The following is a 25950-nucleotide window of genomic DNA, read 5'->3' on the forward strand; positions in this document are numbered from 1 at the left end:
GATCACCGTTCCTTCGCATGACGCGCCTCGAGGCGGCGCACGAGATAGCCGAGCGGGACGGTGACCAGCAGATAGCACAGCCCCGCCACGAAGATCGGCGTGGTGTTGGCCGTCTGGCCGGCGAAGTCGCGGCCGAACTTGGTGAGTTCGCGCTGCTGCAGGGTGACGCCGAGGAACAGCACCAGTGAGGAGTCCTTGAAGAGCAGGACGAGCTCATTGGTCAGCGGAGGCACGATGATCCGGAAGGCCTGCGGAATCACGATCGAACGCATCGCGGTGGCGTGCGGCATACCGAGCGTGCGGGCCGCCTCCAACTGCCCGCGCGGCACCGCCTGGATACCGGCCCGGATCGTCTCCGCCATGTACGCGGCCGAGACCAGCCCCAGCGCACAGGCCACCTGCCCGTACGTCCCCCCGGGGAAGGCCGTCCCGGGGAAGGCGAGCGGCACCCCCACACCCACGAAGATGAAGATCAGCAAGGCGGGGAGCCCGCGGAAGAACTCGATGTACGCCATCGCCACCCACCGGTACGGCGCCACCGACGACAGCCGCATCAGAGCCACGGCCAGGCCCAGGACCAGCCCCGCGGCGAAGCCGCTGAGCGTGTACACCACCGTGTTCAGCAGCGCGACCGTGATCAGATCCGGGAACAGTCGCTCGGCCACGGAAGGCTCCAGGAACTGCTCCTGGAGCCCGTTCCAGTCGGCCAGTACGCCGACGAGCGCCACGGCGACGAAGAAGACGGCGTACTGCACCCCGCGTGCGATACGGCGCTTGCGCCGCGGCGACATCCGTGGACGCGCCTCTTCCGCGTGCTCCTTCGAGGTCAGGGTGGTCACCGGCCGTCGGCGCCCTTCGGCATCGGTCCGATCCACTGTTCGTACAGCTTCTTGTACGTGCCGTCGGCCTTGGCGTCCGTGATGGCCTTGTCGATCAGCTTCAGAAGCTCGGGGTTGCCGTCCTTGCGGACCGCGAAGCCGTACTGCTCACCGGTGTCGAGATTGCCGACGACCTCGAACGCCGCGGCGTTGGCGGAGTCCTTGAGCCAGTTCTGCACCACCGGATAGTCCTGCACGATCACATCGACCTGACCGGTGCGCAGACCGTTGAGCTCGGCGTCGGTGCTCTCGAAGGACTGTGGGTCGGCGCCGTGTTCGCGGGCGAAGTCCTCACCGGTGGTGGCGGACTGCGAGCCGAACTTGAGCTTCTGCTTGACGATGTCCTCGACCGTCGATGCCTTGACGCCCTTGCGGGCCAGCAGCGCCTGCGTCGCATCGAAGTACGGGACGGAGAAGTCCAGGTTCTTCTTACGTTCGTCGGTGATGGTCATACCGGCGGCGGCCACATCGCACGTACCGGCGTTGAGGTCGGCCCCTGTCTTGATCGTCTCGAACGATTTGTCCACGATCTCCTGCTTGACGCCGAGGTCCTCGGCGACGAGATCGATCATCGACACGTCGAAGCCGACGATCTTGCCGCCCTGTTCCGACTGGAAGGGGGCGTACGGCAGATGTGTGCAGGTGGTGAGCTTGCCGGACTTGACCAGCTTCACCCCGCCCGCGGTGGTCGTGCCCTCGTCGCTGCTGCACGCGGCGGCGAGCAGGGTCAGCGAAAGGGCGGCGGTCAGGGCGGCGGATCGGCGGAAGAGCACGCGTGAAGATCGCAATGGTGTCCCCTTGTGAGGCTCATGTTGCGCGCCGAAGAGTGCACAGATTGTGGCACCGCGCCGCAGAGTGCACCAGGTTGCACACCATCACCAGTTGAATACCCGTCCTGCTGGGGGCGGGACGAGGACGGGTGTCGCGCCCCTCAGTCGTCCGTCGCGAGCGGGGCTGTCGGCCCGGGCATCGCCAGTGTCCGCCTGCTCTCGAAACGCACCGGGCGGCCCGTCATCGGATCGGTGAACTCCAGTGTTTTCGCGAGCAGTTGGAGCGGGCGGGCGTAGTCGTCCGGGGCGGGCTCGGCGACCACGGGGTAGACCGGATCATTGAGGAGCGGCAGTCCCAGACTGTTCATGTGCACGCGCAGCTGGTGCGTACGCCCGGTGGCGGGTGTCAGCCGGTACCGGCCGAGGCCGTCGCGGTGCTCCAGCAGCTCGACACGGGTCTCGCTGTTCGGCTCGCCCGACTCCTCCCGGGCCGCCATCACCCCGCGCTCCTTGACGATCCGGCTGCGCACGGTGAGGGGGAGCGCCAGTTCCGGGTCGTACGGAGCGATGGCCTCGTACTCCTTGCGCACCCGGCGGTCACGGAACAGCGTCTGGTACGCCCCGCGATGTTCGGGCCGTACGACGAACAGCGCGAGACCCGCGGTGAGCCGGTCCAGCCGGTGCGCCGGCTGGAGCTCCGGCAGGTCCAGATCGCGCCGCAGCCGGGCCAGCGTGGTCTCGGTGATGTGCCGGCCGCGCGGGGTGGTGGCCAGGAAGTGCGGCTTGTCGGCGATCACGATCCGCTCGTCGCGGTGGACGATCCCCACCACGAACGGGACCGGCTGCTCGGGCGCGAAGTCGCGGTGGAACCAGATGTACCGGCCGGCGGTGTACGGCTCGGCCGCGCCAACGGGACCGTCCGTCCCCACGAACCGGCCCTCGGCGAACATCGCGTCCACGCGCTCGGTGCCGATCGCGGCCGCGAACCGCTCCATCAGGTGATCGCGCACGGTCACCCAGGACCCCTCCGGGTCCGCGGGCAGCCGCAGTCGCGCCGGGTCGATGCCGTACCGCTGCGGCAGCGGGGCTGGTGGGGTCTTGGATCTGCGTCTCACGTGGGGCAAGGGTACGTGGGCCGGCGATGCGGAGGCGGAGACTCCGTTGTCAGTGGGCCCCGATACGGTGACGAGACTTGATCATCCGAGTGGGCGGACAGGGAGGAATCGTGCGGCGCTGGGAGTACGACGACGGCGCATCGTCGAAGTTCTGGGAGGCAGAGGCGGAGGGTGCGACGGTGACGGTCCGCTACGGGCGGATCGGCGCGGACGGCCGTACGCAGGTGAAGGAGTGCGCCTCGGCGGACGCCGCGCGGGAGTACCTGGCCAAGGTGATAGCGGAGAAGGAGCGCAAGGGGTACGAGGAGGCCGGGGCGGCCGAGGTACCGGCGGCCACCGCCGGCGCCTCCGTCGAGGCCGGGGTTCGGGCCGTCGACGAGGACACCTTCACCCTGCCCACCGCCTGGCGACGGCATCTGCACCCCAGGCGCGGCGGCATCCGCCGCACGGTGAAGAAGCCCGCCAAGGACGCGGTGGAGCAGGCCGCCTTCTTCATCGAGAAGGACATGAACTGGATCGAGACAGCCCTGGCCGGTCCGCTTGGTGAACCCCGGCTCGTCGAGGCCGCACAGGCGTACCTCGACGGTGGCGCGGACCCCCTCGGTGCCGCGGTCGTCACGGCGATACGGGGGACCTACGAGACCGACTACTCGGTCTTCGTGGACGCCTGGGTGGCCACCCACGGCCTGCCCTTCGCGGCCAGGGCCACCGTGGAGCTCTTCGAGGTCGATGTCCATTGGGACCAGCACGGGATGAAGCGGACCAATGCGTCCGTCCGGTACCTCGGCGAGGGTGCGCGGCAGTACGTGACCATGCGGCGCCGTCCGGCGGCCGACCGTGTCAGGGCGCTGCTCGCCGCTGCCGACGAGGAGACGTACCGGGCTGCCGTCGCCGGGTTGGCCGGGACCCGGGACGGGTCCCGCCGCCGCATCGTGGCGTCCTATCTCGTCCCCTCCGAGACCGACTGGGTGGCGGAGTGCATTGCCGAGCCCGGTCCCAGCGGCACGGACGACCACACCATCCGCTCGATGCTCTTCTGCTCGCTGAACTCCCCGGAGCAGGTGGACCAGCTGGGCGGCCGGGCCGGGCTCGGGCCCGCCCTCGCCACGATCGCCACGATCACCGAGGGCGTCGGCCCGGCCGTCGCCCCGCTGCTGGCGGAGGCATTGAACCGGAGCTACGTCGGCGGGGACGCACTCAAGCTCGTCGCCGGCGCACTTGTCGAACTGCCCACCGACGAGGCGTTCGGCATCCTGCTGTCCCGCCTGGACGACAAATACGTCCGGCCCGCCCTACTCAAGGCCATGCACCGCTACCCCGTGCGCGCCCTGCGCATGGTGGTGGCCGCGACGCATCAGGGCCCGGCGGCCAGGCAGCTGCTCGCCGCACACATCGGCGGCAACCTGGAGCTGGCCAAGGCCGTGCTGCCCACGCTCGGCCCCGAGGCCGCCGAGGTGGTCAAGGCATGCCTGGACCAGTTCGACCGCGCCGAGGACGCACCGGTCGACGCACTTCCCGAACTGCTGGTCAATCCGCCGTGGACGCGTAAGCGCGTAGTTGCCAAGCCCAAGGTGGTCACCGGGCTGTCAGCGGAAGGGGAACCGCGGATCGCCTGGGCGCAGGGTGAGCGGGACGAGTGGGCCAACACCACGTCCTGGTACGCACGGTGGCGTGCTGACCAGAAGGACAAGTGGGACGATGCGACGCTGCGCCGCGAGATCCAGCACAGCACGGTGCGCTCCGCCGGACTGTTCACCGGGCTGCCGGAAGAACTCGTCCGGCCGCTGCTGGACGAGTGGGACCCGAGCGACCTCTGGGACGGTGAGGACGCGCTGAGGCCCGTGGCCGCCAAGTTCGAACTGGCAGCGCTGCCGTTGCTGCTCAGGGCGGCCCCGCGCCAGCCGCACCCCCTCGGCCGACTGCTCCTGCCGTATGTGTCCGTCGAGGTCGCCCGGCTGATGGCCGACTGGGCGGTCCGGCTCAAGTCGGCCGGTGCCACGGCCCGTACCTGGTTCGCCCGGCACGGTGCCGAAGCCGCCGCTCTGCTCGTCCCCGACGCGGTGGGCAAGGCGAGCGCCGCCCGGCGCGCCGCCGAACAGGCGCTGCGGCAGATCGCCGCCGCCCACGGCGACGACACCGTACGCGCTGCTGCCGCCGCATACGGTCCCGAGGCCACGGAGGCGGTCGACGAGCTGCTCTCGGCCGACCCGTTGGAGAACGCGCTGCCCGCTCGTATGCCCGTGATCTCCGAATGGGCCGAGCCGACGCTGCTACCGCAGATCCAGGTGCGGACCGGCGGTGCGCTGCCCATTGAATCGACTCGGCACGCCGTCACCATGCTGGCCCTGTCCAAGCCGGGCGAGACCTATCCCGGGGTCGCGGTGCTCACGGAGCACTGCGATCCCGACTCGCTCGCCGAGTTCGCCTGGTGCCTGTTCGAGCAGTGGCGCATGTCGGGCATGCCGGCCAAGGAGAGCTGGGCGCTGAACGCCCTCGGTCTGCTCGGCGACGACGAGACGGTCCGCCGGCTCACTCCGGTCCTGCGGGCATGGCCCGGCGAGGGTGCGCACCACCGTGCGGTGGAGGGACTGGACGTGCTGGCCTCCATTGGCACCGATGTCGCTCTGCTGCACCTCCACGGTGTCGCACAGCGCGTGAAGTTCAAGGCGCTGAAGGTCCGCGCTCAGGAAAAGATCGCCGAGGTGGCGGCGGGCCTCGGCCTGTCCGGCGAGCAGCTCGCCGACCGCCTGGTCCCCGACTTCGGCCTGAACACCGACGGTTCCACCGTCATCGACTACGGAACCCGCCGCTTCATCGTGGGCTTCGACGAGCAGCTGCGTCCCTACGTCCTGGACGAGGACGGCAAGCGCCGCAAGGATCTGCCGCAGCCCGGCGCCCGGGACGACGCGAAGCTTGCCCCCGCCGAGCGCAAGCGGTTCATGGCCCTGAAGAAGGACGTTCGTACCATCGCCTCCGACCAGGTGCGCAGGCTGGAGGCCGCCATGGTGGCGGGCCGCTCCTGGACGGCGGAGGAATTCCGAGATCTCTTCGTGCGGCACCCGCTGCTGTGGCACCTGGTGCGGCGCCTGGTGTGGCTGAGCGAGACGGAGGAGGGCACGACCACGGCTTTCCGGGTGGCCGAGGACCGTACCTTCGCCGATGTCGAGGACGACACCTTCGACCTTCCCGAGGGGACGACCGTCCGGCTCCCGCACCCCCTCCACCTGGGCGACGAACTCCCCGCCTGGTCCGAGCTGTTCGCCGACTACGAGATACTCCAACCCTTCGCGCAGATGGGCCGCCCGGTCCATTGCCTCAGCGACGAGGAAGCGGCAGGCTCTCGACTCACCCGCTTCGAAGGGATCACCGTCCCTACGGGCAGGCTGCTCGGCCTGGAGCGGCGCGGCTGGCAGCGCGGCGAACCCCAGGACGCCGGCGTCGAATGCTGGATCTCCAAGCAGCTCGGCCCGGACCGCTACGCCGTGATCAATCCGCACGACGGCATCGCCGTCGGCGCGGTCGATATCTTCCCCGAGCAGAAGCTGGACGCTGTCTGGCTCCATGATTCGCCCGGCGACTGGTCACCGCCTCGCGAGTCGACGCTGCGCTTCGCCGAGCTCGACCCAGTGACCGCCTCCGAGCTGCTCGCCGATCTGACGGAGCTGACCGCCAAGTGAACACAGTTGCAGCGCCCCCGGCTGAGGTCCGGTACGTCGACGAGCTCGCCGCCCTGCGGGCCGCCGACTCCGACCCCCGGCCGCCGGGCCGGCAGCTCAGCCTGCGCGGCCCGGCGGCTCATCACCGGTGACGAAAGCACGTGGGCCGGCGTTGTGGAGGCGGTGACTTCGTTGTCAGTGGGGCCCGCTACGGTGACGACACTTGATCATCTGCGTGGGTGGACAGGGGAGGAACCGTGCGGCGCTGGGAGTACGTCGACGGCACGTCGGCGAAGTTCTGGGAGGCAGAGGCGGAGGGTGCGACGGTGACGGTCCGCTACGGGCGGATCGGCACGGACGGCCGTACGCAGGTGAAGGAGTGCGCCTCGGCGGATGCCGCGCGGGAGTACCTGGCCAAGGCGGCGGGGGAGAAGGAGCGCAAGGGGTACGAGGAGGCCGGCGCGGCGGCGACGCCCGCCGCCGTCGAGGCGCAGGTTCTCGACGAGGACACCTTCGTTCTGCCCATGGCGTGGCGGCGCAAGCTGTACCCGCGGCGCGGCGGTGTCCGCCGCTCCGTTCCCGCCCCGACCAAGAAGGCGCTGCGGGAGGCGGCCGACTGGCTCGCGGCGGACGATCCCGAGGTCGAGTACGGCCTCAGCGAGCCGCGCAGCGAACCACGTCTGGTGGAAGCCGTCAGGGCGCACCAGGCCGGAGAGGCCGACCCCCTCGGTGCCGCGGTCCTCGCCGTGCTCAAGGAAACCTGGCAGTCGGACTACGCCTTGATCGCGCATACCTGGGCCACCACCCACGGCCTGCCCTTCGCCGCCCGGGCCACCGTGGAACTCTTCGAGCTCCGGCTGTATCAAGAACGCGACGAATCAGGGCGCAGGCGCCCTTGGATCGTCACGCTCCCCGAGTACAGCCGCTTTTCCGGGAGCGACCGGCGCCGCCCCGCCGCCGATCGGATCAGGGCCCTCCTTGCCGCAGCCGATGAAACGGCCTACCAGGAGACGGTCAAGGCACTGTCGCAGGCCCGCGACGGCGCTCGCCGTCGCATCATCGCCTCCTACCTCGTCCCCACCGAGGCGGAGTGGGTCGACGAGTGCTGCACCGGCTGGGACTTCAGAGACCACGACGGCTTCGTCTGCGACATGCTGTACTGCTCGCTGAGCTCACCCGAGCAGCTCCAGAAGCTCCGCGGCGCCGACACATACAGATGGTCCCTGGCCGAGTTCGGCACCCTCGCCGAGGGAATCGGTCCCGGCTTCGCCTCGCTGATGGCTTCGGACCTGTCCGACGTCTGGAGGGAACGGGCCCAACGCCTTTCGGGTGTACTGCTCGAACTCCCCACCGACGACGCGTTCGACATCCTGCTGCGCTCCTCGGACAACAAGCACGTGTGGCCCGATCTGGTGAAAGCCGCACAGCGCTATCCGGCGCGCGCCCTGCGCCTACTGGCCGCGGCCGACCGGGGCCCGGCGCTCGAGCACCTGCTCGCCGCCCACATCGCCGGCAACCCGGATCTGGCCAGGACCGTGCTGCCCTCGCTCGACCCGGAGGCCGCCGCAGTGGTCCAGCACTGCCTGGACAAGTTCGACCACGCCGAGGAAGCACCCCTCGACATGCTCCCCGAAGTGCTGGTCACCCCGCCGTGGACACGTGAGCGCGCGGCTGCCGAGCCGAAGGTGGTCAGCGGGCTGACGGCGCAGGAAAAGCCGCGCATCGCCTGGGCACCTGGCGAGCGTGAGGAGTGGGGGGCCACCTGGGCCTACTACGACCGTTGGCACGGAACCGAGGAGCAGGCACGGGACGCCTCCTTCCTGCGTTACGAGATACAGCGCGGCACGGTCCGGTCCGCCGGGGTGATCGTCGCGGCACCGGCCGAACTGATTCAGCCGCTGCTGACGGACTGGGACCCGAGCGACGACCTCTGGGACGCCGACTACGCACTGAAGCCTGTCGCGGCCAAGTACGAACTGGCGATCCTTCCGGCGCTGCTTCGTGCCGCCCGACGCCAGTCGGGTATCGGCCCGCTGCTGCTGCCGTATGTGTCCGTCGAGGTCGCCCGACTGATGGCCGACTGGGCGGTCAGGCTCAAGTCGGCGGGCGCCACGGCCCGTACCTGGTTCGCCCGGCACGGAGCCGAGGTCGCCGCCCTCCTCGTGCCCGACGTGGTGGGGGAGCCGGGCAACGCCAGGCTCGCCGCGGAACAGGCGCTGCGGACCGTCGCCACCGTCCATGGCAACGACACCGTACGCGCCGCCGCCGCTTCGTACGGTCCTCAGGCCGCGGCCGCTGTCGACGAGCTCCTCTCCGTCGACCCGCTGGAGAACGCGCTGCCCGCCCACATGCCGGAGATCCCCGAATGGGCCGAGCCGATGCTCCTGCCGCAGATCCGGGTACGGACCGGAGGAGCGCTGCCTGTCGCATCGGTCCGGCACGCGATCACCATGCTGGCCCTGTCCAAGCCCGGTGAGCCGTACCCGGGTGTCCCCGTGCTCCTCGAGTGCTGCGAGCCCGCATCGCTCGCGGAGTTTGCCTGGGGCCTCTTCGAGCAGTGGCGCAAGTCGGGCATGCCGGCCAAGGAGAGCTGGGCGCTGCACGCCCTCGGACTGCTTGGCGACGACGAGACGGTCCGCCGGCTCACGCCTCTCGTGCGCGCCTGGCCAGGTGAGAGCGCCCACCATCGTGCCGTGGAGGGTCTGGACGTCCTCGCGTCCATCGGCACGGACGTCGCTCTGCTGCATCTGCACGGAGTCGCCCAGCGGGTGAAGTTCAAGGGCCTCAAGGCCCGAGCTCAGGACAAGATCACCGAGGTGGCGGCCAGGCTCGGCCTCACCTCGGCGCAGCTGGCCGACCGCCTCGTCCCCGACCTCGGCCTGAACGCCGACGGCTCCACCGTCATCGACTACGGAACCCGCCGCTTCACCGTGGGCTTTGACGAACAGCTCCGGCCGTATGTTCTGGACGAGGATGGCAAACGCCGTAAGGACCTGCCGCAGGCTGGCGCACAAGACGACGGGGAGCTCGCCCCCGCTGAGCGCAAGCGCTTCATGGCACTCAAGAAGGACGTCCGCACCATCGCCTCCGACCAGGTGCGCCGACTGGAGGCCGCCATGGTGCGGGGCCGCTCCTGGACGGCGCGGGAATTCCGCGACCTCTTCGTCCAGCACCCCCTGCTGTGGCACCTGGTGCGCCGCCTGGTGTGGCTGAGCGAGTCGGAGGACGGCACGGCCACCGCGTTCCGGGTCGCCGAGGACCGTACCCTCGCCGACGTCGAGGACGACGTCTTCGAACTCCCCGCAGGCGCGACCGTTAGCCTGCCGCACCCCCTGCACCTGGGCAATGAACTCCCCGCATGGTCCGAGCTGTTCGCCGACTACGAGATCCTCCAGCCCTTCCCGCAGCTGGGCCGGACCGTGCACCACCTGACGGACGAGGAGGCGGCCGGAGCACGGCTGACCCGCTTCGAGGGAATCACCGTGCCCACGGGCAAGCTGGTGGGCCTGGAGCGGCGCGGCTGGCAGCGCGGCACGCCCGAGGACAACGGAATCGAGCGCTGGATATCCAAGCGCCTCGGACGGGACCGTTATCTGGTCATCGCCCCGGACGTGGGCGTCGCGGTCGGCGCCATCAACGCCTTCCCCGAACAGACGCTGGAGACCGTCTGGCTCGACACCCGGCCCGGTGACTACTGGTCCAGCCGCACCGACTTGCTGCGCTTCGGCGACCTCGACCCTGTGACTGTTTCCGAGCTGCTCGCCGACCTGACGGAGCTGACCGCCAAGTGACCGTACAGACCACCGAGGAACAGCTCCAGCGGCCCCCGGCCGAGGTCCGGTACGCCGACGAGCTGGCCGCCCTGCGCGCAGCCGACTCCGACCCCCGGCCCCCCGGCTGGCAACTGAGCCTGCGTGCGGCACGCCGGTTCATCACCGGCGACGACAGCGCGGGCATCAACCGTAAGTTCGTCGGCAACCCCTCCCTCGTCGACCGCGCCCTGGTGACCCTGGCCACCAGCCGCGGACTGATGCTGGTGGGCGAGCCGGGCACCGCCAAGTCCCTGCTCTCCGAGCTGATCGCGGCCGCCGTCAGCGGCACTTCGACCCTGACGGTGCAGGGCGGCGCGGCCACCACCGAGGACCAGATCAAGTACGGCTGGAACTACGCCCTGCTGGTCTCCGAGGGCCCCTCCACCCGCTCCCTCGTGCCCGCGCCGATGCTGCGCGGCATGGCCGAGGGCCGGATCGTACGGTTCGAGGAGATCACCCGCTGCCCCCTGGAAGTGCAGGACTCGCTGCTGTCCCTGCTCTCCGAGCGGGTGGTGGCCATCCCGGAGCTGGACGGGCCCGACGGCATGGTCTTCGCCAAGCAGGGCTTCAACGTCATCGCCACCGCCAACACCAGGGACCGGGGCGTCAATGAGATGAGTGCCGCACTCAAGCGCCGCTTCAACTTCGAGACGGTCTTCCCGATACCCGACCTCGACACCGAACTCGCCCTCGTCGAGGCCGAAGCGAGCGCGCTGCTGCGCCGCTCCGGCGTCGAGGCCCCGCCCGACCGGGACGTCCTGGAGGTGCTGGTCGGTACGTTCCGCGAGCTGCGGGCAGGTACCTCGCACGACGGCCGTGCGGCGGACCGCCCCTCCGCGGTGATGAGCACCGCCGAGGCCGTCTCCGTCGCCCACGCGGTCGGTGTACGCGGCTGGTTCCTGCGCGGTGAGGCGGGCAGCGCTGCCGATGTGGTCGCCTGCCTGGCCGGCACCGCGGCGAAGGACAGCCCGGAGGACCTGGCCCGGTTGCGCCGCTGTCTTGAGCAGCAGGTGCCGCGCCGCCGCGGCGGGCAGTGGCAGGCCCTGTACGACGCACGTCACCTCCTGGACGGCTGATGACCGCGACGTTCCTGGGCGTGCGCCACCACTCCCCGGCCTGTGCGCGCCTGGTGGCCGCCACCATCGAGGAACTGCGCCCCGCGTACGTCCTGGTGGAGGGCCCCGCCGATATGAACGACCGGCTGGACGAGCTGCTGCTCGGCCACGATCTGCCCATCGCGGCGTTCAGCCACTACCGGGACGAGCAGCGCGCCGCCACCTCCTGGACACCGCTGTGCGACTACTCCCCGGAGTGGGTCGCACTCCGGGCGGGCCGGGCCGCCGGAGCCCAGGTGCGGTTCATCGATCTGCCCGCCTGGCACCCGGCGTTCGCGGAGCGCACCAACCGGTACGCCGACGCGGAGGCCCGCTATGCGCAGGCCACCGAACGGCTCTGCCGCCACTTCTCGGTCGACTCCGTCGACACCCTGTGGGACACGCTGTTCGAGGTCGAGACGGACGAAGGCCTGAGGGAGCGCCTCGACACCTACTTCCAGCTGGTACGCGGTGACGCCGAAGCGGATGCGGGCGACCAGGCCCGCGAGGAGTACATGGCCTCCTGGGTACGTGCCGCCCTCGCCGAGGCGGGGGAGCGCCCGGTGCTCGTGGTCACCGGCGGCTTCCACCAGCCGGCGCTGCGCGCCCTGGCCGGACAGCCTGCGCAGGGCCTGCCCGATGTGCCCGAGCCACCGCCCGGTGCGCTCAGCGGCAGCTTCCTCGTGCCGTACTCCTTCCGGCAGTTGGACGCCTTCGCCGGATACCAGTCCGGTATGCCCTCGCCCGGCTACTACCAGGACGTATGGGAGCACGGCGCAGAGGCCGCCGCCGACCGCCTGCTGCGCGCGGTGGCCGGGCGGCTGCGCGCCCGCAAGTACCCGGTGTCCACGGCGGACCTGATCGCCGCCCGCGGCCTGACCCAGGGGCTGACGGCGCTGCGCGGCCACCCCGGACCTGCCAGGACCGACGTCCTGGACGGTCTCGCGGGAGCCCTGATCAGCGACGACCTGGACCAGCCGCTGCCGTGGACCACCTGCGGCACGCTCACCGCGGGCACCCACCCCGTGGTGGTCGAGATGGTCGCCGCGTGCAGCGGCGAGCGTGTCGGCCGACTGCACCCCGACACGCCCGCGCCGCCGCTCGTCCACGACGTGACGGCACGGCTCGCGCAACTGCGACTCGACGCGCACGAGCCGTTCTCCCTCGATCTGACCACCCGCCCGGGCCTCGAGCGCAGCCGGGCCCTGCACCGTCTGCGCGTCCTCGGGATCCCCGGGTACGAGCGGGCGTCGGGCCCCGAACACGGCGCCGACCCGCAGTTCACCGAACGCTGGGAGCCGAGGCCCGCTCCCGGCCGGGAGGCCGCACTGGTCGAGGCGGGAGCGTACGGAGCACGCCTCGACGAGGCGGCCTCGGTGGCCCTCTCCGAACAGGCCCGGGATCTCGACGCGAACCCCGCCCTGCTCGCCCGGACGCTGTTCGACGCCGTGCTGTGCGGCGTGGGCGGACTGTCCGAGCAGCTGCTGGCCGCGCTCGCCGCACGCGTGGGCGAGCTGAGCGAGCCCGGTCCGCTCGGCGAGGTGCTCGCCGCGGCGCTCGGCCTGTGGCGGCACGACCGGGTGTACGGCGTGGCGCAGGGTCCGTTGCTCGCCGCCGTCATCGACGGCGCCACCACACGCCTGCTCTGGCTGTTCGAAGGCATGCACGGCGGTACGTCCGGCATCGACTTCGACCTGCTGCGAGCCGTCGTCGCCCTGCGGGACGTGCTGCTTCACGCGGCCGGACTGCTCTCTGTTTCCCGCGAAGCGGCAGCCGCGGTCGCCCTTCGTATCAGCGCGGACCCGGCTGCCCCCGCGGATCTGCGCGGCGCGGCGTGCGGCTTGCGACGCTGCCTTGCCGCGAGCCCGGTGTCGCCGCCCCGAACGCCGGACGGGCTTGGGGGTGATGTCAGCCTCGTCGCCCTGCCCGTCGCCGCGCTGGGCGACTGGCTCGCCGGCCTGTTCGCGCTGGCCCGCGACGAGGTCGCATCCCTCGTCGGCGACCTCGACGACGTCATCGGCGCGATGGGCGACGCCGAATTCCTCACGGCCCTGCCCGCGTTGCGCCAGGCCTTCGCCTTCTTCCCGCCGCGCGAGCGCGAACGCATCGCCCAGCGCCTGCTGGAGCGCCGCGACGTACGCGGCTCTGCGCGCTCCCTGCTGCGTACGAGCGCGGACCCGCTGCTGATCACCCGGGCCAAGTCCCTGGAGGAGAACGTGAACCGGCTGCTCGACCGCTACGGACTGCTGCGATGACCACCGAAGACCCCGCCCTCGAACGCTGGCGGCTCATCCTCGGCGCCCCCGCGGAGCGCTGCACCGGCCCCCTGGGCGAGGCGGCGGCCGCCCGTGACGCCGCGCTGGACTGGCTGTACGGCCGCGACGAGGACCTCGCCCGGCGCGGCGTGCGCCGCCCCGCGGCGACCACACGCGAGGGCGGCGACGGCTCGTCCGTGGTGACCGCCGTGGACTGGCTCGACGATATCCACCGGCTCTTCCCCAAGGAGACCGTCGAGCGGCTGGAACGGGACGCCGTCGAACGCTACGGAATCCAGGAGATCGTCACCGACCCGGCGGTACTGGAACGCGTCGAGCCCAGCCCGACCCTGCTCCGCGCGGTACTGCGCACCAAGCACCTGATGAACCCGGAGGTGCTCAGGCTCGCCCGGCGCATCGTGGAGTCCGTGGTCCGTCAGCTGATGGAACGCCTGAACCCCGAGGTCCGCCGCGCCTTCCACGGCACCCGGTCCCGCCGCCCCAGCAGGCTGCCGCTGGCCCGGGACTTCGACTTCCGGCAGACGGTCCGAGCGAACCTCGCGCACTACCAGCCCGAGCACCGGCGCCTGCTGATCGAGCGCCCGTACTTCCACTCCCGCACCCGCCGCCACCTCGAACAGTGGCAACTGGTGCTGCTGGTGGACCAGTCGGGCTCGATGGCCGGCTCGGTCATCCACTCCGCGGTGACCGCCGCGTGCCTGTGGAACCTGCCCGGTCTGAAGACCCACCTCATCGCCTTCGACACCTCGGTCGTGGACCTCAGCAGCGATGTGAGCGACCCCGTGGAGCTGCTGATGCGTGTACAGCTCGGCGGCGGCACGGACATCGCACAGGCCGTGGACTACGGCGCGGGCCTGATCGACAATCCGCGCCGCTGCGTCTTCGCCGTGATCACGGACTTCTACGAAGGAGGCGACCCCTACCGGCTGGTACGTACGGTCCGCTCCCTGGTCGAACAGGGCACGACGGTACTCGGCCTGGCCGCTCTCGACGAGGAGGCCAACCCCCACTACGACCGTGAGCTGGCCGGCCGGCTCGCGGAGGCCGGCGCGCATGTGGGCGCCATGACACCGGGCCGGCTCGCGGAGTTCGTCGCGGAGAGGCTGGGCCGATGACCACGATCATACGTACGGACCTGCTGGCCCTGACCCCGGACACCCTTGCCGCACTCGCCAACCGGGGCCTGGTCAAGCGGGCGGCGAAGGAGCTCGACGCGGGCACCGGGCCGGCCGTCACGACCGGCCCGGACGGCACGGTGAACGGCCGGTTCGGCGACGGCACGGAGGCGGTGCTGCCACCGGGCACGGGTCTGGACACCGCCACGTGCGGCTGCGGCGCGCCCGGTGTGTGCCGGCATGTCGTCGGCCTGGTGCTGGCCTACCAGAGGACCGCGGCAGAAGAGGAGCCCCGGGCCGCCGCCGAAGCCGAGTGGTCCCCGGGCGGTATCGACGACGAGACGCTGGCCATGGCAGTGGGCACCCGGGCGCTCGCCGCCGCCCGGCGCACGTTCGAGCGCGGCTACACCGCCCAGGTGCACCGTCCCGTCCCCGGTCGCACGGAAGGTCCCTGGGTCGAACTGCCCACCTGCACCGTGCGCTTCCCCGTCCCCGGCGAGGTCGGTTACGCCCTCACCGATGCCGCCGAAGCACTTCGCGGGGAGATGGTGGCCCTGGCCGTCTGGGCATTCCGTGCCGCCGATGCGGCCGGCCCGGACAGGATCGACGTAGGCGGCCGGACCACGGTCCTGCGGACGGACACCGCGGTCGCCCTCGCCGACGACGTCCTCCTGGGAGGGGTCACCCATGCGGACGCGGTCCTCGTCAACACCCTGCGCCGGGCGGGCGCCCGGCTGACCGCCGGCTCGCTGCACTGGCCCGCGGCCGCGCTCGCGGACCTCACCGACCAGCTCGCCGCCCATGCCGCCCGCAGCGCCCACTACCGCCCCGAGCGTGTCGCCGAGCTCCTCGCCGAACTGCACGCCCGCCACCGGGCCGCAGGGACGGACACCGCCCCCGACGTGCTGGGCGTCAAGGAAGCGGGGGAGACCCCGCTGCGCCGGGTGCGTCTCACCGCGCTGGGCTGCCGCATCCGGGGCACCGCGCAGGAGCCCTTCGCCGAGGTCCATCTCGCGCACGCCGACGCGGGCATCGTGCTGGTCCTCCGTAAGGCCTGGACGCACGACAGCCCGCTGACCGGACACGAGCTGGCGTCCCGGCGCATCCTCGGCACCACCCTTGCCGCGCTGTCGGCCGGCAGCCTGGTCAGCGAGGACGCCCGGCGGAGCGCCTCCCGTACCCTCTCCATCGCCCGCGGCCGCCTCGCCGCCACGAGCGTGACCCCGGTCGGCTCGGCCTGGTCCCGCCTGCCCGAGCCGCTGCTCGTACGCGACCTCGCCGCGCACACCGCGTCCTGGGAGGGCCGGCCCCCGCGGCTGATCCGCCCGCGGGTCGAAGCCGAGACGGTCCGTGCCGTCACGATCTCCGAAGTGGAGAGCGTGGGCTACGACCCGGCCGAGCAGCGACTGGAAGCGGCTGTACGGGACGAGGCGGGCACCCGGGCGTATGTGTCCGCCGTGTACGACCCCCTGTGCCCTGGCGCCCTGGACGCCCTCGCCCAGGCCCTGAGCGGCGAGGTCCACTGTGTCACCGGCGCCCTCCACCGCTCCGGCGGCCGCATCGTCGTCGACCCGATCGCTCTCCTCACGCCCGCCGGGGTGACCGTCCCCGATCTCGCTCCGGGAGAAGGCACCACAGCCCTTCCCGGCACGCTGCTCACCCCGTCCGCCGACCCGCTGGCCGAGGCCCTCGGCGAGGCGCTCTCCGCCCTCGCCGACGCCGCCCACCACGGTCTGCGCCACCTCACGGCCCCGGCACGGGAGAGGCTGCGCGGAGCCGCCGGCCGGCTGTCCCGGACCGGCCTCGACAGGGCCGCCGCACTGCTGCGGACCTTCCTGGACACACTCCACGGCCAGGGCGCCGAGGCGGCGGCCGGTGCCTGGGCGGACGCGCAGATCCATCTGATGGTCAGCGCTGAACTGCAGGTGTCACAAGCGCCTGATCCGTCTCCGGCTGCCGGGGTCCCATCCTGAGCAGCCTGGCCTTCACGCCTTCGGGCAGCATCGGAGCGGGCGCGCGACACGGACCCGAAACCGGGCATCGCCTCCCGTCGCGAACCGGCCCGCCTCGACCTGGGCTGAGACCAGGTCGAGGCGGGCCAGTTCGCGACGGTCTCCGCTCCTGGGGGCGGCGGTCGCGGCTTCGCCGGCCGGGCTTCACGGCCCCGCTGTTGATGGCGGCTTGCCGTCACCTGGGTCGCCGGCCTGCGGGTGTGGCCCGTGGACCGGTGACCGTACCGGAGGCGCGGGGGAGTTCGTCGTCGCCGTAGATGTCCTCCAGCCAGTTGGTCTGGTAGATGGTGTCGAGATAGCGCTCGCCGAGGTCCGGGGCGATGGCCACCGCGGTGAGCTGACGATCGTCGTGCTGGGCCAGCCAGCTCATCGCGCCGCTGACCACCGTGCCGGTGGATCCGCCGAACAGGAAGCCGCGTCTGGCCAGCCGATGGCAGGCACGGATGGTGTCCGCCTCCTTGACGCGTACCACCTCGTCCACATAGGACTCGTCGAGCAGCGGCGGACGGATGCTCATGCCGAGCCCGGGAATCATCCGGCGGCCCGGCGTGCCACCGAAGATCACCGAGCCGACGCTGTCCACCGCGACGATCCGCACCGGCCGGTGCCACTCCCGGAAGTAGCGCGCGCAGCCCATCAGGGTTCCGGTGGTTCCGGCCCCGACGAACAGCACGTCCACTCGCGGGAAGCGCCGGGCGATCTTCGGCGCGGTCGTACGGTAGTGAGCCTTCCAGTTGTTCGGATTGGTGTACTGGCTGAGCCATACGTACCGGTCGTCGGAGGCACACAGAGCGCGGACGTAGTCGATGCGAGCCTGGAGAAAGCCACCGTTGGCCTCCTGTCCGGCGATGATGTGCACCTGACTGCCCAGCGCCTCCATCATCAGCCTGGTCGACAGGTTGCAGCGGGCATCCGTCACGCACAGGAACTGGTAGCCCTTGCTTGCCGCGATCATGCCCAGCGCCACGCCGAGGTTTCCGGACGAGGACTCGACCAGGATCGAGTCCGGCGTCAGGACCCCGTCGCGCTCGGCGCTCTCCACCATCTCGATCGCGGCTTTCATCTTGATCGAGCCGGCGAAGTTGAAACCCTCGCACTTCAGGAAGAGCGACCGCCCGAAGATCGACCGCAGGTCGACATAGAGCTCGTCCTCGTTGAAGGCATGGGGAACGGAAATGACGGGCACATTGGTCTCCTCATCTACGGCAGAGCACTTCCGGAGCATCCGTCGGCCCTGGACCGGTTTCAATCGATTCCGGCCGGGCCTCCGTCGACGCTCTCGGCGGCTCAGCCGTACCGGCGCAATTCGTGGAAGAAGTCGTCGATGACGTGCAACTCTTGTGAGCGGGCCACCTCGTCGTGGACCCACTTGCCGACCGCGAGGTCGAGCACCCCGAGGCCGAAGGGCGAGAACACCACCGGCCGGCCCTCCGGGACCGTCACCCGCCCGGCCATCACGTCGTCCAGGGTGCCGAGCAGGAAGTCCCGGTTGCCTGTGAGCTGCTCGGCCAGATGAGGCGAGGTGTCGGCCTTCAGACAGTGCTCGATGTCGTCGACGACGTTGGTCGAGGCGAGCAGGATCTCCGGCGCGAGGTCGCGCAGCGACACATGCAGCACCAGCGGGTTGTGTTCGAACCACGACAGCTCGTGCACATGCGGCTCACCGGCGACGGTGGCGAAGACCACCAGGTCGCTGGAGCGGATCAGCTGTTCGGCGCTGTCGTGCACGGTGATCCGGCCGTCGGCGCCCGACTGTTCCAGATGACAGCGGAAGCCGGCCGCGCTGTCCGCGGACAAGTCGTGCACCCCGATGTCGTCGAACGACCAGCCGGTGCCGACCAGGAAGGTGTGGATATAGCGGGCGATCAGGCCCGTCCCGACGAATCCGACGCGCGTCGGGCGCTGACGGCCGCGGCTGAGCCGGTCGGCCGCCAGGGCCGCCGATGCGGCCGTCCTGGTCGCGCTGATGATCGAGCTTTCCAGGCAGGCGAACGGGTAGCCGGTGTAATGGTCGTTGAGGATCAGCACGGCCGAGGCCCGAGGGATGCCGGACGCCACGTTACCGGGGAAGCTGGAGATCCATTTGATGCCGTCCACCCGTACCCGCCCGCCGATCGAGGCCGGCAGCGCGATGATCCGGGAGGACGGACGATCGGGGAAGCGCAGGAAGTAGGAGGGCGGGTTCACCGAATCACCGGCGCCGTGCAGCCGGTACGTGGCCTCGACCAGCTCCACGATCTGCTTCTCGCGTCCCTGCAGCGCGCGCTGGACCTGCGCACCGGAGATCACCGCGAACGGTGGCACGGTGACCGGCTCGGGCATGGCGGACTTCGTTGAAGTGGATCTCATGGTGATCATGCGGCAGTCACCTCGACAGTGGGGGAGCAGTCGGCAAGGCGCACCGCGTCGGCCATCGCCACGAGTACCTCGCGGGGCCCCTCGAAGGCCTCCCTGCTGTGCGCGGTACGGACGTTGTCGACGAGCATCAGGTCGCCGGCCTGCCAGGGTTCGCGTGCGGTGTTGTCCTCGTAGACCTTGTTGAGAAGCTGCACGACGTCCTCGCCGATTGCGTCGCCGTTGCCGTAGCAGGTGTTGAACGGCAGCCCGTCGGCGCCGTACGAGTCCAGCAGGAACTCGCGCACCTCGGGGGCGATCGTCCACTCGTTGAGGAACGCGATCTGGTTGAACCAGCAGCGCCGGCCGGTGACCGGATGGCGCACCACGGCGCTGCGCCGCTGCCTGGTGCGCAGTCCACCGTCGGGCTGCCACTCGAACTCGATCGCGTTGGCACGGCAGTAGTGCTCGATGGCGCCCCGGTCCTCGGTGCCGAACGACTCGGCCAAGGACGCTCCGATCTCGTCGTTGTAACTGCGCGTGAGCAGCCAGCCCTCCCGCTCGAACCGCCCGGTCAGCTCGGTGGGCAGCGCCTCGAGCACGGTGGACGCGTCGGCCACCGCGGTCGCCCCGCCCTCGGCGGGCGCGCCCAGGCACGCGAACATCATCAGTCCGGGGAACTCGAGCGTGTAGCTCAGTTCGTGGTGCATGCACATCGGCTGGTTCTGCGGCCACTTCGAGGAGGAGTACACACCGTCGGAGTAGATCTGCCGGGGTGCGAAGGACTCCTTCTCGGTCATCAGGCCGTTGGCGAGCCGCCGGAAGACGGCACCGGTCTCGGCCGCGTCGCGCAGCCCGAGACCGCGGGCCAGGACCGCACCGTGCTCGGCCACGATGGCTCGCAGCGCGTCCCGGTGCTCGGCCGCCCAGCTCAGAGCACCGTCGGTGGTCTCGACGCGCAGCATCGGCGGTCTGCCCGGTTGCAGCTCCAGGTCGAGGAGTGACGCCGGGGATGTGGACGACATCTCGGTTTCCTTTCTCTTGCCGCTCAGGAAGACATCAGCAGTTCGGCGGCGTGCAGCACGGCCTTTGCCGCCTCTGCCGGACGGGTTCGCAGGAAGTAGTGGCCGCCGTTCGCGAGTTCGTGCAGGTCGACGTGTTCGGCAAGCAGCTGCCAGTCGCGGTGTCGGGACGAGGAATCCGCCGTGCTCGGGTCGTCCGCGGCGACCACCACGGTGACCGGCGCGGACAGCTTCACCGTCGGCGGTGCGTCCAGGACATCGGCGAAATAGCGGTGCGCGGACACACAGTCGTGCCGATAGGCGGCGCCGACACGTTCGGCATGCGGCGCGTCGAGCTCACCGAGTCCGGTGTAGCCGCTGTCCGCGCTCAGCCTCGCGGCGATCTCGGCGTCGCTCGGCCCGGTCAGCTCGGTGATCGCGGCACGCCGGCCGACGGCGTCACCGAGCAGCTGCGCCCCGAGGAACACCCGCTGGACGTCCACTCCGCGTTCCTGGAGCTTCCTGGCCGTCTCCACCGCGAACGCGGTGCCCGAGGAGTGGCCCCACAGCATGACCGTGGTCAGGCCGCGCTCGGTGATCTCGGCGACGACCTGTTCGACCACCTGTGCCATCGGCGCGAAGGGCTCGCGCTCGGCGGTTACGTCGTGACCGGGCAACTCGACGGCGTAGACCGCGGGCCCGCTGCCCGACAGCGCCCTGGCCATCGGCTGGAAGTTCACCGCGTTGCCGCCCGCATAGGGGAAGCAGACCAGGGCACCGGCCTGCGCACTGTTCGACCCCGAGAGCGCGTGCAGAAGTCCGGAGCGCCCCTCGGGCCCGGCGTCGATCAGTCCGGCCAGATCGGCGAGGACCGGGTGACGGGTGACGTCCTTGAGCGACACCGCACGGTCCAGGGCGATCGCCAGCTTCACGGCCGACAGCGAGGTGCCGCCCAGATCGAAGAAGTGGTCACGCCGTCCGATCCGGGTGTACGGGATGCCCAGCACCTCTGCCCACGCGGCCGCCAGCCGCTGTTCTGCCGGGGTAGTCGGCTGGCTGTAGTCGCCCTCGACGGCGGCTAGTTCTCCGGCCAGCGCTGTCAGCGTCTTCCTGTCGATCTTGCTGTTGGCAGTCAGCGGCAGGCTTTCCCGCCAGTGGAAGGCGGACGGGACCATGTACTCCGGCAGTGATCCGCCCAGGCGGTTCAGCAGGACGTCGGTCTCGACCGGCCGTGGGCCGGAGTAGAAGGCCACCAGGTGCTTGCTCTGGTCGCTCCGTTCGGCGACCACCACCGCACCGTCGCGGACACCGGGCACCCGCAGCAGGGTGTTCTCGATCTCACCGATCTCGATCCGGAAGCCACGGATCTTGACCTGGGTGTCCTTCCGGCCGAGAAACTCGAGCTTGCCCTCGGGCAGCCAGCGACCGTAGTCGCCCCCTCGGTAGAGGCGGTTGCCCGGCCGGTGCGGATCGGGCATGAAGGCCGCCCGGGTGCGCTCGGGGTCGTTGACGTAGCCGCGGCCGACGCAGACTCCGGAGAAGACGATCGCACCGGGGGCGCCCAGCGGCACCGGTGACAGATGCTCGTCGACGACATAGATGTGCGTGTTGTTGACCGGAGGACCGAGCGGGACACGCTCCCGGTCCGGCACCCGGTCCATGACCTCGTGGTTGGTGTCGTCCGACGTCTCCGTCAACCCGTAGGCGTTGACCAGCTTGATCCCGGGCTGGGCCGCGAACCAGCGCTGGGTGAGCTCCTTCTTCAGCGCCTCGCCGGTGACCGAGACACACCGCAGGTCCGGCAGTCGGCTGGGGCGCTGCTCCAGACAGGACAGGACGACTTCGAGATACGACGGCACGACCTGCAGCACCGAGACCCGGCCGTCGGTGATCCGGTCGAGGAACCGCGGGACGTCCAGGATCACCTCCTGCTCGACCAGCAGCGTCCGCCCACCGACCAGGAGCGCGGAAACCAGTTGCCACAGCGAGATGTCGAAGCACTGGGGTGCGGTCTGGGCAACCACCTGCCCCTCGCTGATCCCCAGGTCGTCGATCTTGGCGTAGAGGTGGTTGAGCATGCCCGCGTGCTCGCACATCGCACCCTTGGGCTCACCCGTGGAGCCGGAGGTGAAGTAGATGTAGGCGAGCTGGTCCCGCGCCACGTCCACGCCGAGATCATCGTCGGCATGGCCTTCCTGAGAGGTCGTGTCGATGAACAGTGTCCGGACTCCGGACAGCGAGTCGAGGGCCTGGTCGAGCCAGGCGGTACTGCCGGGTTCCGTCAGCACGAGCCGGCACCCGGCACGGGAGAGCGTGGTCGCGATGCGGTCGGCCGGGAAATGGGGCTCGATGGGCAGGTACACGCCACCGGCCTTGAAGACGGCGAGGACGGCGGCCATCCAGTCCAGGTTGCGTTCGGTCACGACCGCGACGACACCTTCGGGGCGCAGTCCTCGCGCCAGCAGGGCTCGTCCCAGCCGGTTGGCACGGACGTTGAGTTCCTGATAGGTCAGCTGCCGGTCGCCGTGCACTGCCGCGACGGCGTCCGGATGGGCCTTGACCCGCTCCTCGAACAGCTCGTGGAACCGGCGGTCCGGCAGCTTTCGCCGGGGTCCGGCGAGCCCTTCGATCTGGAAGCGGAGCTCCTCGGCGGAGAGCAGGCTCTGCCGCCCGTGCTCGGCGTCCGGATCGGCGGCGATCAGCGTGAGCGCGGTGACGTGATAACCGGCGATCCTGGCGGCGCTGTCCGTGTCGAGCGCGTCGGTCCGGTATCGCAGCCGCAGTACGAGCCGGCCGTCGTCCCGCGAGACTCCCAGCCGCAGCACGGAACTCTCCGCGAGGTCGCCGCCGACGTCCGTGGGGTCGAACACGGTCTCCGGCGACGGCTCGGGCAGGCCCAGGTCGCGTCGGAGGTCGTCGACCGGGAAGTCCTTGTGGGAGAGCAGCTCCGACTCGACCCGACGGGTGTTCAGCAGCAGCGTCTGCCACGAGCCGGGTTCGGTCGTCAGCCGACAGGGCAACGGCCGGCCGCCCTCCGCGGCGACGTAGCCGGTGACGACCTCGTGCTCGCCGGACAGGGCGGAGAGCACCTTGGCGTGCGCGGCCAGCAGTATCGAGCCGAACGGCACCGTGAGGTCGGCCGCCAGCCGGCCCAACGCCTCCACGACGTCGTCCGGAACCGTCGCCCGGTACTCGTCGACGCCCGTCACCGGCGTGAGCGTCCATCGCGGGACCGTCGTGAATCCACCGGCGACGAGTACACCGCGCCAGAACTCCCGGCCGTCCTCCATGTGCGTTCCCATGGGACCTTCCCTCAACTCCTCTGCTTCGCCACAGCGCTGACCGCCGCGGGCTGATACGGGGCATCGCGCATTTCCGTGGCCGGGTTGCCCCCCCACCGTGCGTGCTGGGGGATCTCTTCGCCTTTCATGAGAAAGGAGTCGGCGTCGAGCACCGCACCGTCGCCCATCGTCACGCCGTAGTGGACGTGGGCGCCGATTCCGATGGTGCAGCCGTCGCCGATCGTGCTGCGGTCGGACTTGAAGGTGCCGTCCTCCTGCGAGTGGCACTGGATCTTGCTTCCCGCATTGAGCGTGCAGTTGTCGCCGATTCTGGTGAGCGTCCGTTCCGTCAGATAGCAGCCGTCGTCGAAGACTTTGCTGCCGATTCGAACGCCCAGCATGCGCCAGATCAGATTCTTGAACGGGGTTCCGTTGAAGATTTCGAGGTATTCGTCGGGAACCTTCCACAGACGTTCGTGCCACCAGAAGTACGGGTCGTAGATGGAGCACAACCGCGGTTGCAGCGCGCGGAACGCCGCGATGCCCCGCTCCACCAGTACGAGGTAGACAACGGTGAATCCGAGGGAGAGTGCCGTATACGTGGCGATCATCACATTTCCGAAAACACCGTAGAGATCGACGGCTGCGAGGCCGAGCAGCGTGAGCATGCAGACGTGCAGCCATCGCACGAACAGGAAGAAGACGATCGAGCGCATGTTGTAGCGGTTCTTCGCGGCAAGGCTGCGGCGGAACGCTTCCCCCGTCCGGAGATGGTCGAAACGGCCGTCGCGCTCCACCGACCGGGGAATCTCGAAGCACGGTGAGCCGAGCAGGCCCACGCCCTTGCGGACTTCGCCGTCGATCGGAACCATCACCTTCGTGGCGAGCAGGCAGTTCTCGCCCGTTCTGGCCTCTGTGGGATAGGCGATGTTGTTCCCGATGAAGTTGCGCTGCCCGATCGACACCCGGGACACCCGGAAGGACGTGCTCGTGAAGTCCGCATTCATGATCGAGATGCCGTCGGCGATCATTGTTCCGCTGCCGACAGAAGTCAGGAACGGCGTCTCGTGCGCCAACTCCGTACCGAAATTCGACCCGGTCTGCTCCACCTTGGACAAGTCGTATCCAAGGCCGCGCAGATAGTGGACGATGAACGAGCTGTCACCCAAAAGCCATTTGAAGAACTTCAGGTTGGTCATGCGCGCGAGCGCCCGCTGTGTCGCGTAGTGGAACCCGTACAGCGGATAGACGGTGTCCGGCTTGATCATCAGGTTCATCAGGCGCGGAACGGTGAACAGCAGGGCGAGACCCACAACGAGGAAGCCGAAGAACAACACGAAGGACAGGACCAGCGCGTCGATGTAGAGAGCCGGCGATGTGATCTCCGCCGAGCCCGGGCCCAGCCGGCTGCTCAGCGCCGGAACCAACGTCAGCAGCATGTACAAGCCACCGAGCGCCAGCGGGATGTACAGGAAGAACAGCTGGAGCAGGGTGGCGAGGCCGAATCCGGCCCGGCGCAGCGTGCCGCACTCCGCGGGCGGGATCCTGACGTAGTCGACCTCGGTGCGCTGCGCGGGGGATCCGTGCCACCGCTGGCCGTCCGGGACGGCCTGCCCGCTGTACAGCGCCGAGGTGTGTCCGAGTTGCGCCCCGTCGCCCATCGACGTGTCGATGTCGAGCACGGTCTTCTCGCCGATGAACACGTCGCGGCCGAGAGTGACCCGGCCGGTCTGGATACGTCCGGCGTGCGCGCGGTAGCAGAGGAAGAACGAGTCCTTGCGGATCACCGTACCGGCGCCGACCGTGAACAGGTCGGTGCAGACTGGAAGAGTACGCGAAAGGATCGTGACGTTCTTGCCGATCCGCGCGCCGAGGGCCCGAAGATACAGCACGTACAGCGGATTGCCGACGAAGAAGATCATCGGGTTCGCGTGGACCAGCACCCTGACGATCCAGAAACGGAGATAGGCGAGGCTCCAGACCGGGAACTCGACGGGTTTCCATCGGCCGATGAGAATCCATTTGGCCGCGATCGGGAAAATGCACAGACCGAAGAAGGCCGCGCTGCCGAAAAGGGCTGAGCGCAGATAGATGCCGATCGGGCCCGACCCGTCAGATATCCATTCGAATCCCCGGGCGGTGACAAGTCCGGTGAGGAACGTGTATCCGAGGAAGAACAGCAACTGCAACGTTCCGCAGAGGAGGTACTGCGGCGTGCTCACCGGTTTCACCACTTCGGCCGGCGGCGGGGCCGACGACTCGACGGCGCTGGATGCGACGTTCGAGAGCGCCGTCGCCAGGTCTCGGATCGTCGGATGCCGGTAGATGTCCTTCATCGACACCGAGGGGAGGTCCGCCCTTTTCCTGACCCGTGCGCAGAACTGGGCCATGACCAAGGAGTTCGCCCCCAGGTCGTCGAAGAAGTGGCTGTCGACCGACACCTGTTCGACACCCACGACGTGTGCCAGCACCTCGGCCAGAACCGTCTCGGTGTCGGTCGCCGCATCTGAAGACAGGCTTTGACTGATTCCGGGGTCACCGGGCTCGGACGTCAAGACCTCGACGGATTTTTCCACCATGCAAGCTCCTGAGGAAATGTCGGCCAC

Annotated in this window: 15 protein-coding genes; 7 read left to right on the forward strand and 8 right to left on the reverse strand. The window is 69.9% G+C overall.

What is annotated here, in order from left to right:
- Positions 1-2: 2 nt before the first annotated feature.
- From ABD858_RS28635 to ABD858_RS28645, 3 genes are all read right to left on the reverse strand, one after another.
- Entirely contained in the window at positions 3-791 is a 789-nt protein-coding gene (locus tag ABD858_RS28635) for an amino acid ABC transporter permease (protein WP_345044968.1), read from the reverse strand.
- A gap of 44 nt (positions 792-835) precedes the next feature.
- Positions 836-1651, reverse strand: coding sequence for a transporter substrate-binding domain-containing protein (locus ABD858_RS28640; protein WP_345042837.1), 816 nt, complete (start codon positions 1649-1651; stop codon positions 836-838).
- 158 nt (positions 1652-1809) lie between these two features.
- Positions 1810-2763: an RluA family pseudouridine synthase gene (locus ABD858_RS28645; RefSeq protein ID WP_345042839.1), complete on the reverse strand. Its 954-nt coding sequence runs from the start codon at positions 2761-2763 to the stop codon at positions 1810-1812.
- A gap of 110 nt (positions 2764-2873) precedes the next feature.
- Between ABD858_RS28645 and ABD858_RS28650 the strand changes: the two genes are divergently transcribed.
- The 7 genes from ABD858_RS28650 (at position 2874) to ABD858_RS28680 (ending at position 16689) form a co-directional block, all read left to right on the forward strand.
- A complete protein-coding gene (locus tag ABD858_RS28650) occupies positions 2874-6440 on the forward strand; it encodes a WGR and DUF4132 domain-containing protein (protein ID WP_345042842.1) in 3567 nt (1188 codons plus the stop codon).
- On the forward strand, positions 6437-6571 hold the full coding sequence (locus ABD858_RS28655; protein WP_345042844.1) for a hypothetical protein: 135 nt from the start codon (positions 6437-6439) through the stop codon (positions 6569-6571). The genes ABD858_RS28650 and ABD858_RS28655 overlap by 4 nt, the downstream gene beginning before the upstream one ends.
- A gap of 87 nt (positions 6572-6658) precedes the next feature.
- Positions 6659-10210: a DUF4132 domain-containing protein gene (locus ABD858_RS28660; protein WP_345042846.1), complete on the forward strand. Its 3552-nt coding sequence runs from the start codon at positions 6659-6661 to the stop codon at positions 10208-10210.
- Positions 10207-11307 carry an AAA family ATPase gene (locus tag ABD858_RS28665; RefSeq protein WP_345042849.1) on the forward strand — a complete coding sequence of 367 codons (1101 nt, stop codon included), beginning with the start codon at positions 10207-10209 and terminating at the stop codon, positions 11305-11307. The genes ABD858_RS28660 and ABD858_RS28665 overlap by 4 nt, the downstream gene beginning before the upstream one ends.
- Positions 11307-13580 carry a DUF5682 family protein gene (locus ABD858_RS28670; protein ID WP_345042851.1) on the forward strand — a complete coding sequence of 758 codons (2274 nt, stop codon included), beginning with the start codon at positions 11307-11309 and terminating at the stop codon, positions 13578-13580. The genes ABD858_RS28665 and ABD858_RS28670 overlap by 1 nt, the downstream gene beginning before the upstream one ends.
- Entirely contained in the window at positions 13577-14716 is a 1140-nt protein-coding gene (locus tag ABD858_RS28675) for a VWA domain-containing protein (RefSeq protein WP_345042854.1), read from the forward strand. Before ABD858_RS28670 ends, ABD858_RS28675 begins: the two co-directional genes overlap by 4 nt.
- The gene (locus ABD858_RS28680; RefSeq protein WP_345042856.1) at positions 14713-16689 is read left to right on the forward strand and encodes a hypothetical protein; all 1977 of its coding nucleotides are present in this window, start codon (positions 14713-14715) and stop codon (positions 16687-16689) included. The genes ABD858_RS28675 and ABD858_RS28680 overlap by 4 nt, the downstream gene beginning before the upstream one ends.
- A gap of 214 nt (positions 16690-16903) precedes the next feature.
- Here ABD858_RS28680 and sbnA read toward each other — a convergent pair whose 3' ends face one another.
- From sbnA to ABD858_RS28705, 5 genes are all read right to left on the reverse strand, one after another.
- On the reverse strand, positions 16904-17914 hold the full coding sequence (sbnA, locus tag ABD858_RS28685; RefSeq protein WP_345042858.1) for a 2,3-diaminopropionate biosynthesis protein SbnA: 1011 nt from the start codon (positions 17912-17914) through the stop codon (positions 16904-16906).
- 101 nt (positions 17915-18015) lie between these two features.
- Positions 18016-19086, reverse strand: a complete 1071-nt coding sequence (sbnB, locus tag ABD858_RS28690) for a 2,3-diaminopropionate biosynthesis protein SbnB (protein ID WP_345042861.1) — start codon at positions 19084-19086, stop codon at positions 18016-18018.
- Positions 19083-20087 carry a TauD/TfdA family dioxygenase gene (locus tag ABD858_RS28695; protein ID WP_345042863.1) on the reverse strand — a complete coding sequence of 335 codons (1005 nt, stop codon included), beginning with the start codon at positions 20085-20087 and terminating at the stop codon, positions 19083-19085. Before ABD858_RS28695 ends, sbnB begins: the two co-directional genes overlap by 4 nt.
- A 23-nt stretch (positions 20088-20110) precedes the next feature.
- Positions 20111-23365: a non-ribosomal peptide synthetase gene (locus ABD858_RS28700; RefSeq protein WP_345042866.1), complete on the reverse strand. Its 3255-nt coding sequence runs from the start codon at positions 23363-23365 to the stop codon at positions 20111-20113.
- A gap of 11 nt (positions 23366-23376) precedes the next feature.
- A complete protein-coding gene (locus tag ABD858_RS28705) occupies positions 23377-25923 on the reverse strand; it encodes a Pls/PosA family non-ribosomal peptide synthetase (RefSeq protein WP_345044970.1) in 2547 nt (848 codons plus the stop codon).
- Positions 25924-25950: the final 27 nt, after the last annotated feature.

The organism is Streptomyces sannanensis (assembly GCF_039536205.1).
In the GTDB taxonomy this organism is placed as follows: domain Bacteria; phylum Actinomycetota; class Actinomycetes; order Streptomycetales; family Streptomycetaceae; genus Streptomyces; species Streptomyces sannanensis.

Coding starts and splice junctions, on each gene's coding strand:
- ABD858_RS28675 (WP_345042854.1), top strand. CDS start 13,577: ATGACCACCGAAGACCCCGCCCTCGAACGCTGGCGGCTCATCCTCGGC.
- ABD858_RS28695 (WP_345042863.1), bottom strand. CDS start 20,087: ATGTCGTCCACATCCCCGGCGTCACTCCTCGACCTGGAGCTGCAACCG.
- ABD858_RS28705 (WP_345044970.1), bottom strand. CDS start 25,923: ATGGTGGAAAAATCCGTCGAGGTCTTGACGTCCGAGCCCGGTGACCCC.
- ABD858_RS28635 (WP_345044968.1), bottom strand. CDS start 791: ATGTCGCCGCGGCGCAAGCGCCGTATCGCACGCGGGGTGCAGTACGCC.
- ABD858_RS28700 (WP_345042866.1), bottom strand. CDS start 23,365: ATGGGAACGCACATGGAGGACGGCCGGGAGTTCTGGCGCGGTGTACTC.
- ABD858_RS28670 (WP_345042851.1), top strand. CDS start 11,307: ATGACCGCGACGTTCCTGGGCGTGCGCCACCACTCCCCGGCCTGTGCG.
- sbnB (WP_345042861.1), bottom strand. CDS start 19,086: ATGATCACCATGAGATCCACTTCAACGAAGTCCGCCATGCCCGAGCCG.
- ABD858_RS28680 (WP_345042856.1), top strand. CDS start 14,713: ATGACCACGATCATACGTACGGACCTGCTGGCCCTGACCCCGGACACC.